Source organism: Dyadobacter sp. SRI_021, assembly GCF_057586235.1.
This window is the reverse complement of sequence record NZ_JBYCZM010000001.1, coordinates 827,036-840,932: the sequence shown is the minus strand read 5'-3', so window position 1 is coordinate 840,932 and position 13,897 is coordinate 827,036. Positions and strand designations below refer to the sequence as shown.

15 protein-coding genes are annotated in these 13,897 nt (G+C 48.3%); 6 read left to right on the top strand and 9 right to left on the bottom strand.

All coding sequences use genetic code 11. The annotated features are described in order from the left end of the window. Positions 1-21: 21 nt before the first annotated feature. Both AC2YIT_RS03450 and sucD read right to left on the bottom strand, forming a co-directional pair. Complete coding sequence (locus AC2YIT_RS03450; RefSeq protein ID WP_487278233.1) at positions 22-1,203, bottom strand: DUF4271 domain-containing protein; 1,182 nt, start codon at positions 1,201-1,203, stop codon at positions 22-24. Positions 1,204-1,259: 56 nt separating this feature from the next. Further along, positions 1,260-2,138, bottom strand: coding sequence for a succinate--CoA ligase subunit alpha (gene sucD, locus AC2YIT_RS03445; RefSeq protein ID WP_106597013.1), 879 nt, complete (start codon positions 2,136-2,138; stop codon positions 1,260-1,262). A 103-nt stretch (positions 2,139-2,241) separates the two neighbouring features. Between sucD and AC2YIT_RS03440 the strand changes: the two genes are divergently transcribed. Together AC2YIT_RS03440 and azu are read left to right on the top strand one after the other, a co-directional pair. Beyond that, entirely contained in the window at positions 2,242-2,844 is a 603-nt protein-coding gene (locus tag AC2YIT_RS03440) for a hypothetical protein (RefSeq protein ID WP_430842415.1), read from the top strand. 96 nt (positions 2,845-2,940) lie between these two features. After that, positions 2,941-3,438 (top strand): azurin, encoded by a 498-nt coding sequence (gene azu / locus AC2YIT_RS03435; RefSeq protein WP_487278232.1) that lies wholly within the window; start codon positions 2,941-2,943, stop codon positions 3,436-3,438. 56 nt (positions 3,439-3,494) lie between these two features. Here the strand turns inward: azu and AC2YIT_RS03430 are convergent, their stop codons facing one another. Next, entirely contained in the window at positions 3,495-4,028 is a 534-nt protein-coding gene (locus tag AC2YIT_RS03430; protein ID WP_430842419.1) for a TlpA family protein disulfide reductase, read from the bottom strand. Between the two features lie 139 nt (positions 4,029-4,167). On the opposite strand from AC2YIT_RS03430, the gene AC2YIT_RS03425 reads away from it, so the two are divergent. Next, complete coding sequence (locus AC2YIT_RS03425) at positions 4,168-5,511, top strand: tetratricopeptide repeat protein (RefSeq protein WP_430842421.1); 1,344 nt, start codon at positions 4,168-4,170, stop codon at positions 5,509-5,511. Between the two features lie 139 nt (positions 5,512-5,650). Here the strand turns inward: AC2YIT_RS03425 and AC2YIT_RS03420 are convergent, their stop codons facing one another. The 3 genes from AC2YIT_RS03420 to AC2YIT_RS03410 all read right to left on the bottom strand — a co-directional run bounded on the left by AC2YIT_RS03420 (position 5,651) and on the right by AC2YIT_RS03410 (position 7,360). Further along, entirely contained in the window at positions 5,651-6,367 is a 717-nt protein-coding gene (locus AC2YIT_RS03420) for a superoxide dismutase (RefSeq protein ID WP_487278231.1), read from the bottom strand. A gap of 23 nt (positions 6,368-6,390) precedes the next feature. Continuing rightward, on the bottom strand, positions 6,391-7,005 hold the full coding sequence (gene recR, locus AC2YIT_RS03415) for a recombination mediator RecR (protein WP_430842425.1): 615 nt from the start codon (positions 7,003-7,005) through the stop codon (positions 6,391-6,393). 79 nt (positions 7,006-7,084) lie between these two features. Next, positions 7,085-7,360 (bottom strand): ATP-dependent Clp protease adaptor ClpS, encoded by a 276-nt coding sequence (locus AC2YIT_RS03410; protein ID WP_487278230.1) that lies wholly within the window; start codon positions 7,358-7,360, stop codon positions 7,085-7,087. Between the two features lie 106 nt (positions 7,361-7,466). Here AC2YIT_RS03410 and AC2YIT_RS03405 point away from each other — a divergent pair, with 106 nt between their 5' ends. The 3 genes from AC2YIT_RS03405 (at position 7,467) to AC2YIT_RS03395 (ending at position 10,356) form a co-directional block, all read left to right on the top strand. After that, positions 7,467-8,933, top strand: coding sequence for a sodium:solute symporter (locus AC2YIT_RS03405; RefSeq protein ID WP_487278229.1), 1,467 nt, complete (start codon positions 7,467-7,469; stop codon positions 8,931-8,933). A 199-nt stretch (positions 8,934-9,132) separates the two neighbouring features. Continuing rightward, positions 9,133-9,705 carry a Cif family virulence factor gene (locus AC2YIT_RS03400; protein WP_430842432.1) on the top strand — a complete coding sequence of 191 codons (573 nt, stop codon included), beginning with the start codon at positions 9,133-9,135 and terminating at the stop codon, positions 9,703-9,705. Between the two features lie 252 nt (positions 9,706-9,957). Continuing rightward, entirely contained in the window at positions 9,958-10,356 is a 399-nt protein-coding gene (locus tag AC2YIT_RS03395) for a hypothetical protein (protein ID WP_430842434.1), read from the top strand. Between the two features lie 54 nt (positions 10,357-10,410). Here AC2YIT_RS03395 and AC2YIT_RS03390 read toward each other — a convergent pair whose 3' ends face one another. From AC2YIT_RS03390 to AC2YIT_RS03380, 3 genes are read right to left on the bottom strand one after another with little or no spacing between them, the layout of a single operon-like run. Continuing rightward, on the bottom strand, positions 10,411-10,743 hold the full coding sequence (locus AC2YIT_RS03390) for an MGMT family protein (protein WP_487278228.1): 333 nt from the start codon (positions 10,741-10,743) through the stop codon (positions 10,411-10,413). After that, complete coding sequence (locus AC2YIT_RS03385) at positions 10,727-11,326, bottom strand: DUF3109 family protein (protein ID WP_223400275.1); 600 nt, start codon at positions 11,324-11,326, stop codon at positions 10,727-10,729. The genes AC2YIT_RS03390 and AC2YIT_RS03385 overlap by 17 nt, the downstream gene beginning before the upstream one ends. Before the next feature lie 12 nt (positions 11,327-11,338). Beyond that, positions 11,339-13,870 (bottom strand): LysM peptidoglycan-binding domain-containing protein, encoded by a 2,532-nt coding sequence (locus AC2YIT_RS03380; RefSeq protein ID WP_430842440.1) that lies wholly within the window; start codon positions 13,868-13,870, stop codon positions 11,339-11,341. Between the last annotated feature and the right edge of the window lie 27 nt (positions 13,871-13,897).

The window sequence follows — 13,897 nt, the reverse complement described above, 5'->3', positions numbered from 1 at the left end:
TTCCCAACTCATGTTTCCTGACTACAAAGCAAACTTCATACTCACAATGAGCGGGATTATTTCGATGACACAAAGGTAAGAAAATAAATAGAGATTAATCAACGAGCCGGTCGGCTTGGCTACAACATATAGTGCGACGAACCGGGCGATATAGAAAAAAAGGAATGGCAAAAGGATGTATGGCCTGCTTGCTTCCAGCCAATTGATGTGGTTGGAGTACAAGCCGAAAATGGCCAGAAACACCAGTGCATAAAATAGGTACGAGGATTGTACTATTTTGATGAAAATAATGTCGACCTGTTTGTCCAGATTGAGCATATTCCCTGCCAGGACCATAAATATGTACTTCGCGTAAATCAGTAGGAAGAAGATCAGCGAAAGAATACAAAAGTCGCCCAGGATTTGCGCCGTATTTACTTTGTCGGAAAGTATTGTGCTGACGGAGAATAAGTTGAGTCGGTTGATCGACAGGTAAATCACTGTAAATGCCATCATCATCGAACTGATCACGACAAAGAAGATCACCGTGTTGCTATATGGTTTGTTAATCTTCGAAAGTTGGTCGCGCGGGTCGTTGTTGAAAAACTCAATGGGATTTATTAAACGGATAAAAGAAAGCGGGTTCAGATTGAAGATCCACGCATTTAATACCAGGATAATAATCAATGCAATTCCGGCAAATGTGCCGAAAGGTGTGAAAGTAATCGGCTTGATATTGATGAAGCCCGATCGTGCGGGCCCGATGGCCTCGGAATCGGTTTGCTTTTTTTTGTTGCAAATGATCACCGTTTTGTCGGCAATACCAGGGCTGCCGTACAAGGTCAGCAACAGTTCATCTTTGTGATAAAGGCGATAAAGGCTGTCGAGGCTGAGTTCCTGCCATTTGCCAGCTGCAATGCGGTTTTGCAATGCGCCTTCAAGAAACAGGTAGCTTTCGTTTTCGGAGTGTACAAGAAGCGAATATCTTCTGTTTTTTACCAGATCAATGTAAAGACTTGCGAAGCGCGTGCCTTCATTGACACCCTGAGAGAAAGGTACGTAGTTCTTGTACTGCTCGTTGTACACAAGCCAGTCGTCCTGGTAATTATAAACCGGGAAGAACTGACCCGGCGGGTTTACTTTTGCCGCGCCCTGTGCCAGTGAGCCTAATAGGGTTACTGCCGTAAAAAAAGCCCAAAAAACAGCCGAAAATATGGACTTCATTGGTACAAAAAAGGCTGGGTTTCCCCAGCCCTTTGATCAAAGTCAGTGAGCAATGATTATTTCTTTCCAAGTGCGAGAAGCATCGTTTCGCCGATCAATGCAGGTGATTCTGCTACGAAGATGCCCGACTCTTTCATAATTCTGATTTTCGCTTCCGCTGTATCGTCGGCTCCGCCGATGATCGCGCCCGCGTGCCCCATGCGGCGTCCTTTCGGAGCTGTCTGGCCGGCGATGAACCCTACAACAGGCTTCTTGTTGCCGGTAGATCTGATGTATGCAGCAGCATCTGCTTCCATGCTTCCGCCGATTTCACCGATCATCACGATCGCCTCAGTCTCATCGTCGTTCATCAGGAGCTCAACTGCTTCTTTGGTAGTAGTACCGATGATAGGGTCACCTCCGATACCGATGGCCGTAGTTTGGCCTAATCCGGCACGAGAAAGCTGATCTACCGCTTCATAAGTAAGCGTTCCGGATTTAGAAACCAGACCGATCGTTCCTTTTTTGAAGATAAATCCAGGCATGATACCTACTTTACATTCTTCGGCGGTGATGATACCCGGGCAGTTAGGGCCTATCAAGCGGCAGTTTTTGCCTTTGATATACTCTTTCGCCTGCATCATGTCCTTGGTTGGGATACCTTCGGTAATACAAACAATAACGCCGATACCAGCATCAGCAGCTTCCATGATCGCGTCGGCAGCGAAAGCCGGTGGAACAAAAATGATCGAAACGTCTGCACCGGTAGCGCGTACGGCAAGGTCAACTGTATTAAAAACAGGTCTTTCCAAATGAGAAAGCCCACCTTTGCCAGGCGTAACACCACCTACGACATTCGTACCGTATTCAATCATTTGCTGGGCATGGAACGAGCCCTCCGAACCGGTAAATCCCTGAACTATAATCTTGGAGTTTTTATTAACTAAAACGCTCATGTTGGTAAATCAGTTTTTTCGGTAAAAGTAGGACGAAAAGCACGAAGTAGCAAAATGTAGGCATAATTTGTAAATTGCTTTTTTGACATCATGATGGCTGTTTATGAACCTATTTCTGAATCCGCATATATTTTCTAACCTCGTTTTGGCGATCACCAGTTTATTTGTCTTCTTCCGGTATTTCAGGCAGCAGCCCGTTCTGATCAGGTGGCTTTGGGGCATTTTCTTCACGAGTATTTCACTCGTAGCATTTACCGATCTGCTGTTTTACGCCGGCGTCGAAGGGCTCGGGATGGCTCATGAAATATTCGAAGCGGGGGAAATGACGCTCGGTGCGCTGTGCCTCGTGACGGCCTCGTGGTGCCTCATAATGCGGTATGAAAGCGGCTCTTTCCTGTTCTATTCCACGGTTGGGCTGGGTGCACTGCTGTTTTACTGCATTACCTGGTTCCGGGTCGAATATGTGGGGCTGATCATCAAAGCATTTTGCATTCTGGTTACATTGCTCATCTCTTGCGTGGGCCTGGCAAACCGCCAGAAGAGCGCATTATGGACGTTGTTTTCGATGATGCTGCTGGCGCTATCGACCAAGTCGGGGAAGTTGCCGCTGCCGATGGACCCGGTGGATATCAACCACTATATGATGGTGTTATCGGTCATTTGCGTCGGAAGGGCTGTGCGCGACCAGTATAAGATCCTCTTTTAAGTTCAAACAATTGTTAATGCATTGCATTTTTCAGCACACGTGTCGTAACTTGCGCCTGTTAATCTTAACCAACACAAGTTTACTAATACTCAGAATATGAAAAGGACCAAGTATGGCGTAATGCTTCTTGCCTCAGTTTTGGCTTTCGGAGCAGTTACATTGAACCCTGTTTCGGCTAAAACATCTCCTGCCAAAGAGGTAGCAAGCGATGTGAAGCAAGCTAAGACGATCGTGATCAAAGGAAGTGATGCAATGCAGTTCGACCTGAAAGAGATCAAAGTGAAGGCTGGACAAAAAGTGAAACTTACGCTGACTCACTCAGGTAAACTTGCCAAAGCTGCTATGGGCCACAACTGGGTTCTGCTGAAACCAGGTACTGATGTAGCTGCATTCGGTTCAAAAGCTGCTGCTGCAAGAGAAACAGATTATATCCCTGCTGCTGAGAAGACGAGCATTATCGCGCACACCAAACTGGTAGGCGGTGGCGAAAGCGACACGATCGAGTTCACAGCTCCTGCAAAAGGCACTTATACCTACATTTGCAGCTTCCCAGGCCACTACGCGCTGATGAAAGGTAGCTTCATCGTTGAATAAGCGAACCTGAAATTTATATAAAAGGCGTCACGCATTGGTGTGACGCCTTTTTAGTTTTATATCTCGGCGAGTTGCTTCTCGATGAGTTCGATCACTTCCGGCCTGTCCCATTGCGAAGCGCCTACTTCCTGTGCGAGGATTTTTCCTTTATATATAATGTACGTCCGTGGAATTGCATTGCCATCGAGCTGGGAAGGGTAAGGGCCGGCATATTGGTAAAACGGCAAGTTGTAGCCTTTACGGGCGATGAACGGGTTTACAGTTTCTGCGTCTTCATCGGAGATGATGTAAAATGCGATTTTGCTGTGGTCTTTGTATTTGTTATAAAGTGTCTGAATGCCGGGCATTTCCATGTTGCAAGGCCCGCACCAGGTTGCCCACACATTCACAAAGGCGATTTTGTTTTCGTCCATCGCCACTTCCTTTCCTGTGAGGTCGGTGAGCGGCAGATACACCGATTCCTGTACGACGGGTGCTTCCGCGACGACGTTCCCTTCCTGCGCCGGAGATTTGAAAAACACAAAATAGACAGCCGCCCCAGCCATTATCAGGAGCAAAAGGAGCGACAATTTTTTGGTGGTTGATGACATAACTGGTGTAGTTCTGGTGACTGGATGTGGATACGAACCATTCAAAAATAGGGCTTTTCTTTTTTTGATGCTGATTCGGATTTTGAATACTTTTATACACTATTTAAAAAACATCGATTTGAGGAAAAGGTTTACATTCATGAGACTTCAATTTACTGGCATTTCTTTTCTCCTTGCGCTTGCCTTCTATTGCCCCGCCTCCGCCCAACGTTCAGCTGCCGAATATTTCGAAGACGGTAATACCAAAGCCGGTACGGGTGATTTCAATGGCGCAATGCAGGCCTATACCACGGTAATTTCCATGAATCCCGACCATGCACCGAGCTATTTCAACCGGGGGCTCGCCAAAGCCAACCTCAAAGACTACCGCGGAGCGATGCAGGATTATGACAAGGCTATCGAGCTGAATCCCAAAGAAGCTCTTTATTACCAGAGCCGCGGCGTGAGCAAAAGCCTGCAGGAGGACTACCGCTCAGCCATTGAAGATTATTCCAAATCCATCGAACTCAACCCGGAAGAGCCCAAGGCCTACTATAATCGTGGTGTGAGTTATGCCAAATTGAAAAATCACCGGAATGCTTTGGTCGACCTCGACCGCGCATTGGCGCTGAACCCGGACGAACTTGCGGCATTGTATGCGAGAGGAAATTGCAAACAGGACTTGCAGGAATATGCCGGAAGTCTCGCCGATTTCACACGTGTGATCGAGCTCAGTCCCAAGCGAACGGGTGCCTACGCGGGCAGAGGGCTGGCGAAACTCGAACTCGGCGATTACCAGGGGGCCGCCGCTGATTTCACTCGTGCTATTGAATTAAGTCCCAACGAGAGCGAATATTACAGTAACCGCGGATTTGCCAAGAATAAAATGGACGATTTCCAGGGAGCTGTTATCGATTTTGACAAAACCATTCAGCTCGATCCTGAAAATTATAATGCCTATTACGGTCGCGGATTTGCCAAAGGAAAACTGAACGATCCGCGCGGCGCCATTGTGGACCTTACCAAAGCCATTGAAGTGAAGAATGCCTACACCGGCGATCCTAAGAAGAATGCATTCACCGGAAAAATCAACAAAGAGAAACTCGACGAGCTGCGCGACCAGGTACAGACGCACCTAAAGATTGAAAACCTTACGAACGAGCGCGCGGAGGCCTATTACGTACGCGCGATCGCGAAGTCGAAAGTAGGGGAACTAAAAGGAGCCCTGTCCGATCTCACTACTGCGGTAGAACTCAATCCTACCTATTCGAACGCCTATTTCTCACGCGCGGTGATCCGTTCTGCATCGGGCGATCAAATGGGGGCGGTACTGGATTTTACCAGTTCGATAAAGCTCCGCTCCGATTATCCGGAAGCCTATTATTTGAGAGGCATTGTTAAAAACAGCCTGGGAGAAATCAACGACGGCTGCCTGGATTTAAGCAAAGCGGGTGAGCTGGGGTATCAGCAAGCTTATAAGGTGATTGCGGCGTATTGTAACTAGTAGGCTGGTGCAAATCTCCTGATTTGCACATAATATATGAAGGCCTCCGGCCGGACCGTACCGCAAAGTCGTTTTGCAATACTGCCCGGCCGGAGGCCTTCGAATAGTTAGTCACGAAGGAAGCCCTTCGCGCCATTTATTAAGCTTTTTTCAAATTCTCGGCCACTTTATCCCAGTTCACCACATCCCAGAACGCTTTGATATAATCCGGGCGCTTGTTTTGGTAATGCAGGTAATAGGCGTGCTCCCAAACGTCGATGCCAAGGATCGGTGTTCCTTTAAAGTCGGAAACGTCCATTAGTGGGTTATCCTGATTGGGCGTAGAGCCTACCGCGAGTTTTCCGCCTTTGGCAACAAGCCACGCCCAGCCCGAACCGAAACGGGTGGTTGCAGCCTTACCGAATTCTTCTTTGAACTTATCGAATGAGCCAAACTGGCCATTGATCGCGTCGGCTATGGCACCGGTTGGAGCTGCACTCTTTTTAGGCCCCATTACTTCCCAGAAGAAAGTGTGGTTCCAGTGCCCCCCGCCGTTGTTGCGGATGGCAGCAGGCGCTTTGCTCACTGATTTGATGATATCTTCAAGGGATTTTTTCTCCCATTCGGTTCCTTTTACAGCATCGTTGAGATTTTTGACATATGCCGCATGGTGCTTGCCATAGTGGATTTCCATCGTCAGTTTGTCGATGCTTGGCTCCAATGCGCCGAAGTCGTAAGGAAGCGGCGTTTGTTTGAAAGGAGCGGTTTCGGCCGGTAGGGTATTGGAAGTTCCTCCTGCTGCAAATGATTGCTCAGCCAATGCGCCAACAGTGAGTGCACTGCCGGCCAGTGTCCGCAAAAAGTCTGTTCTATTCATAATAGTACATTAAGTGTTTAGTGTTAATCATAAGCCACCCGGCTTACAATGCTGCGGCCAAGCGTAATCTCGTCCGCATATTCCAGGTCTCCTCCAATGGGGATACCTCTTGCGATAGTGCTTATCTTAATGCCTGTGGCTTTCAGCTTTTTTTGCAGATAAAAAGCTGTCGTATCGCCCTCCATCGTGGGGCTCAATGCCAATATGACTTCCTGAACCGCCTCATCGCCTTCCTGGCTTCCAATCCTCGACATCAGCGAGTCGATTTCCAAATCCGATGGTCCGACGCCTTCGAGGGGAGAAATGATGCCGCCCAGCACATGATAAAGCCCCCGGTACTGATTCGTCGACTCGATAGCAAGTACGTCGCGCGTGTCCACCACGACACAAATGGTCGTCTGGTCGCGCTTGTTATTGCTGCAAATATTGCAAAGTACGTCGTCGGCGATATTGTGGCAGCGGGCGCAATAGGTGGTTTTGGTACGCATTCTCAGCAAAGCATCGGACAACGAGCGGGTTTGCTCTTCATCCCTTTTCAGCAAATGCAATGCCAGGCGTAGTGCGGTTTTTTTGCCTATTCCCGGTAAGCGGGAAATTTCGGCGACGGCTTCCTCAATAAGACGTGAGGGATAGTTCATGAGAAGATGCTGAGTGATGGGCCTGAATGGATATCAAACCCGTTTGTTGATGCTGGCAGTGTGATAGCGAGTAAGAGGTTCAATGCACCTCTGCTGAAATACCCCTCCGGCATATTTCGTTGCGCATCCTGGCCAGCTCTTCAAAAGAACCTTCCTTAACGGAGCATTTTCCTTTATAATGGATAATAATCGTGCATTGTTCGGCCTGCTCGTTGCTGTGACCACAAACTTCCATCAGCGTATCGATCACCCAATCGAAGGTATTCACGTCGTCATTGTAGATAATCAGCTTTTTAATGTCCGTATCTACGGTTTCTTCCAGAATTTCCAGCTCTGTTTCTGTGAGCGCTTGCATAACAACCAAATTTCTGTTTGATTAGCAAATCTAATTAAAAACGGAGACTATCCGAAGCTTTTAAGCGCCTTTTAATCCACTCCTGAATCCCCAAATACCCACTTTAATGAACCCTTATATTTCCCTGCTGATACTGGTAGTTTATTTTGGAATGCTGATCACGGTGTCCATTTTTACTTCCAGAGGCGCGGATACCAATACTTTTTTTACCGCCAACCGGCAGTCGCCGTGGTATCTGGTGGCATTTGGTATGATCGGTACTTCGCTGTCGGGCGTTACGTTTGTGTCTGTGCCGGGCGCGGTCGCGAATATCCAGTTTTCCTATTTCCAGGTGGTGATCGGGTATATTCTGGGTTATTTCGTGATCGGTACGGTGCTGATGCCGCTCTACTACCGGTTGAACCTTATTTCAATCTATTCCTACCTCGAACAACGCTTCGGATTCTGGTCTTACAAAACGGGTTCGGGCTTTTTCCTGCTCTCGCGCACGGTAGGGTCGGCTGTACGTCTGTACGTGGCTGCGCAGGTATTGCAACTCGCATTGTTCAAGCCGCTGGGCGTCCCGTTTGAAGTGGCGGTAGCGATTACGATATTCCTGATTTGGATTTATACATTTAAAGGCGGCGTTAAAACGATCATCGTCACGGACACACTGCAAACCTTTTTCCTCATTACCGCTGTCGTTCTGACGATCGTACTGGTTTCCGGCGAGCTGAATCTCAATGGGATAGGCGATATCTGGACGACAGTACAGAAAAGCGGGTATTCGCAAATCTTTTACTGGGATACCAACGATCCCAAGAACTTCTTCAAGCAGTTCTTTGCCGGTGTGTTCATTGCGATCGTTATGACCGGCCTCGACCAGGACCTCATGCAGAAGAACCTGACTTGTAAAAACATCGGGGAAGCGCAGAAGAATATGTTCTGGTTTGTGGTGGTACTCGTGATCGTCAATTTCCTTTTTCTGTCGCTCGGTGCATTACTTTACGTATATGCTGAGGCGCAAGGCATACCTACGACTTCAAAGACAGACGATTTCTATCCGATGCTCGCGTTGAACCACCTGGGGCTGGTGGTCGGGGTGACGTTCCTCCTGGGGATCACGGCTGCTACCTACGCCAGCTCCGATTCGGCACTTACCGCATTGACGACCGCATTCTGCATTGATTTCATGAACATAGAGAAGCGCCCGGAAGAAAAGCGTGCGTCGATCAAATTCTGGGTACACGTGGGCTTCTCGGTGATATTCTACCTGGTAATCCTCATATTCAACAGGATGAACAACAAAGAGGTAATCACGGCCGTATTCGACCTTGCCGGTTATACCTATGGGCCGTTGCTGGGTTTGTTCTCTTTTGGCGCGTTCCTGAAACGGCCCGTGAAAGATCGCTTCGTGCCGTTCGTGTGTATTCTGTCTCCGATATTGACTTACATCATTAACGACCATTCCGCCGAATGGTTTAATGGTTATAAATTTGGATTTGAAAGACTCATTATCAATGGCTTAATTACTTTTATGGGCCTCTGGCTTTTGCATGATCGCGCCGGGAAACGCTATGTGCCACAGCCATAAGTGTGCAGTGAATGTTTGATGCTAATTTGATATTCAAAAACCCTGGGAAAGGTTACACAATTCCAGGGTTTTCTCTTGCATATATTCAAAAAAATCTTAACTTTCTGATAAAATCAGGCGTGTAATTCATGCCACCTGATGGATGTTTTGTTGAAAGATTGAGTTCGGTTATTTATTTAACAAACTAAACTTTTGCAGTATGAAAACACTGTCAGTTATTTTACTAGGCATTGTCCTTTGTGTTTCCTGCAAGGATAAAGCCGCAGAAGAGGAAGCTGCCCGTCAGGCTAACCTCGAAAAGGAAAAGCAAGCCATTAAAGCAGTCATAGAGAATGAAACAAAGTCATTTTTCGCCCGGGACTACAATGCCTGGAAATCGAATTATGCACAAACAGATTATGCCTTCCAGGCTTGGAGTAACGATGACGGTACTTTCGATTCCAACGTAGGTTGGGCGGATATCAACAAGCAGGTCGGTAAGTATATTGCCGCTAATCCCGAACCGGTATCCAGCCACCCGATCGTGGAGCGGAAAAATATGATTTTCAAGTTTTACGATGATGACGTGGCCTATCTTACCTGGGACCAGTTCAACAGCGACAAATCCGAAAAGAATTTTCACCACAGTAAAGAGGTGAGGCTGCTCGAAAAGATCAATGGAGAATGGAAAATCGTGTGCGTGTCGGCATTCTGGGATTATCGCCACCCGATACCCGCCAGCAGGCTGCCGATGATCCAGAAAATCGCGAATGAAAGCAGAGGAAAAATTTGACCCGGTGCACACGTCCGCGTGCCGCTTTAATGCGTTCGGTTTCAGGCACAAATGTTCGGTTCTGAACAACCTGTTAAGGGATACGAAGTAGCTGTAAAATTTTTGAAAATAAATGTAAGCTACTCATCATCAGTGTGTTGAAAGCTGGATGTGTCAGACTTTGGTTGTTGAAAACCGGGTTTGGCACATCCTTTTTTTATTTAAAGTCAACTGTGCGATCGTACAGTACCAAACTTTAAAATACTTATAGCCATGAAAATCTCCATTGTTTCCATCCTGACCAGCGCTTTCGCGCTCACCTTGTCTTTCACATCTTTTGCGGCAGACAAAAAGAAAAACAAAGAAGAAAAAGAAACCGCAAGCGTGGTCGCTTTTGACGCAGCATTGTACAAAATTGGTGATACTAACAAAGTACGGTTGTCGGTTGATAAAAATGCCAACGAAAGACTGCGTGTGGTGCTGAAAGACAAAGCCGGTAAGATCTATTACTCGGAAATGTTCAACCAACGTGACACCAAATATCGTCGCGTGTTCAACCTCGACGAAATGAGCGATGGAACTTACTATTTCGAATTGTCCCACAAGAAGGACAAAAAAGTAAAGGAAGTGAATATCGAAAGCACCAGTTCCAAAATGATCTCGCTGCAATGAGCACGAAATCCATAAAAAATCCCGGTTTGACGCGCCAAACCGGGATTTTCTATGTCAATGCAATTCCTTTTCGGGGTCCCAGAAACACTGCTCCCAGTTGACAATTCGGTTGTTTTCGACTTTTACGCCCTCACTTTCGAGCCGTTCCTGCATCGTAGTAGGTGTTTCAAAAAGCTGGCTCGCGCTAAGCTCCCCGGCTTTGTTCACCACGCGGTGGGCGGGAATGCCCTGCTCCTGGTAGCTGTTACCCATTGCCCAACCGACCATTCTTGCACCGCGTTTGTTCCCAAGGTAGGCAGCTATTGCTCCATAGGAAGTAGCTCGTCCTTCCGGGATTTGTCTCACCACATCGTAAACGTCATTGAAAAAGTCATTTCCCTTTTTCATGTTCGTTGGCGCGGGCTTGTTGTCTCTCGTCGATTTCTTCGGAAAGCTGGCGGTACCAATCCTCCCCGTAAGCTCGGATGAGCGGGTCCTTGAGGAATTTGTAAACCGGGACTTTTAATTGCTGACCCAGGCTGCAAGCCGGGCTGCAAATTTCCCAGCGGTCGTAATTAAGCGCGTGGTATTGCTCGTATTTCGTTACCCTGATCGGATACAAATGGCAGGAAAGCGGTTTCTTATAGCTGATCTTGCCATCGTTGTATGCCTCTTCGATGCCGCATTTGAGAATGCCTTTCTGGTCGTAAATGGCGTAAGCGCATTCGCGGCCGTTGATGATCGGTGTTACGTAGTCACCGTCCCAATCTTTGGTCCAGGTACCCTCGGCAGCGATTACTTTTTTGCCGGCTTCGGTCAGGTAAGGTTCTACCTCGGGATAGATCTCATCAAGAATCGCGAGCTCATCCTCATCCAGCGGGGCACCGGAGTCCCCTTCTACACAACATGCGCCCTTGCATTTGTCCAGATTACAGACAAATTCCTGGTCTTCGATGTCGTCGCTAATGCACGTATTTTCAATGAGTATCATAATGGGAACAGCTTATTGCTGAGGTATTTTAAGTTTTTGTCCCACCATAACACTGTTTCCGGACATATTGTTTAATTTCTTGATATCATCCACACTGGTATGGTACGTTTGGGCAATGCGGAAGAGGGTTTCGCCTGGTGCAACGGTGTGCGTCTGGGAGCCTGATGGCTGGCTCACAGCCTCCGATTCGCCACCTTCACCTCGTTTTACGCGTAGTTTCTGGCCTGATTTCAGACGATCAGAATCATTTAAGTTATTCAAGTCGAGGAGTTCCTTAATGGAGATTCCGTAAGCTTTGGAAATACTGTAATAGGTTTGTCCGCTCTGAACCGTGTGAAATTCACTACCGGGTGTAGCGGCGAGCCTGGTTTCTTCCTTGATCTCCTCCGGTGTTTTGAAAGTCGAAGCGGGAGCAGGGCGTTCCACTGCAACTTTGGCCGGTGCAGCTTCTTCACCGGATTTGGACACCAGTAGCCGCTGGCCTGATACGAGGCGGCTTTGCGCAGAGCGGTTGTTGATTGTCAGCAATTCACGCAACGAAAGGTTGTACTTGCTTGCAATGCCGAAATACGTGTCACCTGGCTGTACGGTATGGTATGCTGGCGCCGAGGAGGCGGTAGCCGCATTCTTTTCTTCGTTGCTGTTCCAACGCGCCGGTTCCGTTTCTTTTTTCGCCGGAGCTTCGTTTTCTCCTTCCGCTGCGCGTTCCGCACGCATACGGGTGTATACAGAGCCGGATGATGCCGTCGTACGCGTCGTGTTCGGCGTTACAACCTTCCCGGGCGTACTGGATTTGCCAGCCGGTTTTTCCTCTTCAGCCGATTTGAATGTGCTGTTGGTGTCGTCCTGTGTGATGATCACAACGCGGTCGTTAATATTCGCCGTAGATGGTGTTGTTGCCGGTGCATTCGCTGCAGTTCCGGATGGTGTTTTGCCGGAAGGTTTATACAAATTGCCAGCAGTTTCGGCAGTTTTACCGGCTGATGAAGTCGTAGCGGAAGGTGCTGCAGCCACTGGTTCGGTTTCTTTTGTGGCGCCGCTTTCATTCTTTTCTACCAGAACCGGCGTGTATTTTTTACGTCCCGACGCATTGCTTGGAATATTACTGTTTGAGGCCGCTGGTGACGTCGAAGCCGACGCTGGCGCCTTTTGAGGCACAACCGATGTGCCTGCGGCCGCAATGATCGAATCCTTTTTGGCAGGTGCGGTAGGTTGCGGTGGAGCGATAATCTCGATTGGCTGTTTACGTGGGCGTTTTTTGTTCAGGAAAAGCACCTGGCCGGTCTGGATAGGGTAGTTGCGGCTGGTAGTACGGTTGAATTTCAAAAGGTTTACCAGGCGGATACCATATTGCTGTGATACACTCAGCCATGTATCGCCGGGACGGGCTACGTGCGATGGCGCGCTTGCCTTCTTGTGCTTGCGCGAGAGGTAATATACCTGGCCTGGAACAAGCGGCATGTCTGCTAGCAGGTCGTTGTAACGCATGAAGCGCGGCGTGCGGATACCTGCGGCTTTGGCCAGTGTTTTGGGCTTGTCGCCTACACGTGCTTCGATACCCGGGAGGCCGTTGATTTCGTAAAGTGTGGGTGAATTAGGCTCTTTCAGCTGAACAGCGGATTTCTTCAACACGGGATAACCGGTGTCTTCATAAACGGAAGCAACCGCCGTCTGGCGTGGCGGCAGTGAGAGCTTTTCGCGAACGGAAGCAACCTGATCAACTGGAACCGGCAAGGTAATGAGGTATTCACGGTCGTCGGGTACTTTGTCGTCGTTGAGCCATTTGTTATGATTTTTCAGCTCTGCAGCAGGAACACCCAGGGATCTGGCGATGTCATCAAGCGATTGTCCCTTGCCGTAGTCGGATTCCATCAAAACATAGGCATTAGGCGATTTATACCGCTCGATACCGGATTCCAAAGCAATTTTGTGGGCAAAAAACCGGAGCATATAGCGATCCGTTTTACCAGTAAGCGTCACCTCGCGAGCGTATGCCCAGTTTGCAGGAACCACCTTTTTTACACCGCCCGCGCCCTGGTAATAGGAGTACAGAGTCGTTACCCAGTTGTTGAACTGTTGGTTGTTCTTTTTCAGATACCAGGCGGCAGCATGCGTGGAAGAGCTGATGTTCTTCCTTTCATCTACATCCTTATCCACACGGAGGTTGAGCTCACGTGCGGTTTCCGGTTTGAATTGCCAGTAACCCACCGCATTGGAGCTCGAAACGACATCCGGACGGAAAGAGCTTTCCTGAACGGCGAGGTATTTGAAGTCGATAGGTACTTCTTCATCCATGAGAATGCCTTCCACGATAGGGAAGTGCATAATGGCGCGATCCATCTTTTCTTCCCAGAACTTTCTGTTCGACATCAGACTTTTGATGTCCTCCTCGATAATATTCTGCGCACTTCGGTCGAATTTGACGGTGATACCGCCGAAGGAAACGCTGGACGGGATTTCAGGGGCCTGTGCAAAAACTGCATTGCCGGTCAGCAGCAGGACGATAACAAAAGAGATGATGTTGTTAATGGAAGTTCTGGCCATAAAAAAGGTAAATGGTCGCCTGACTAT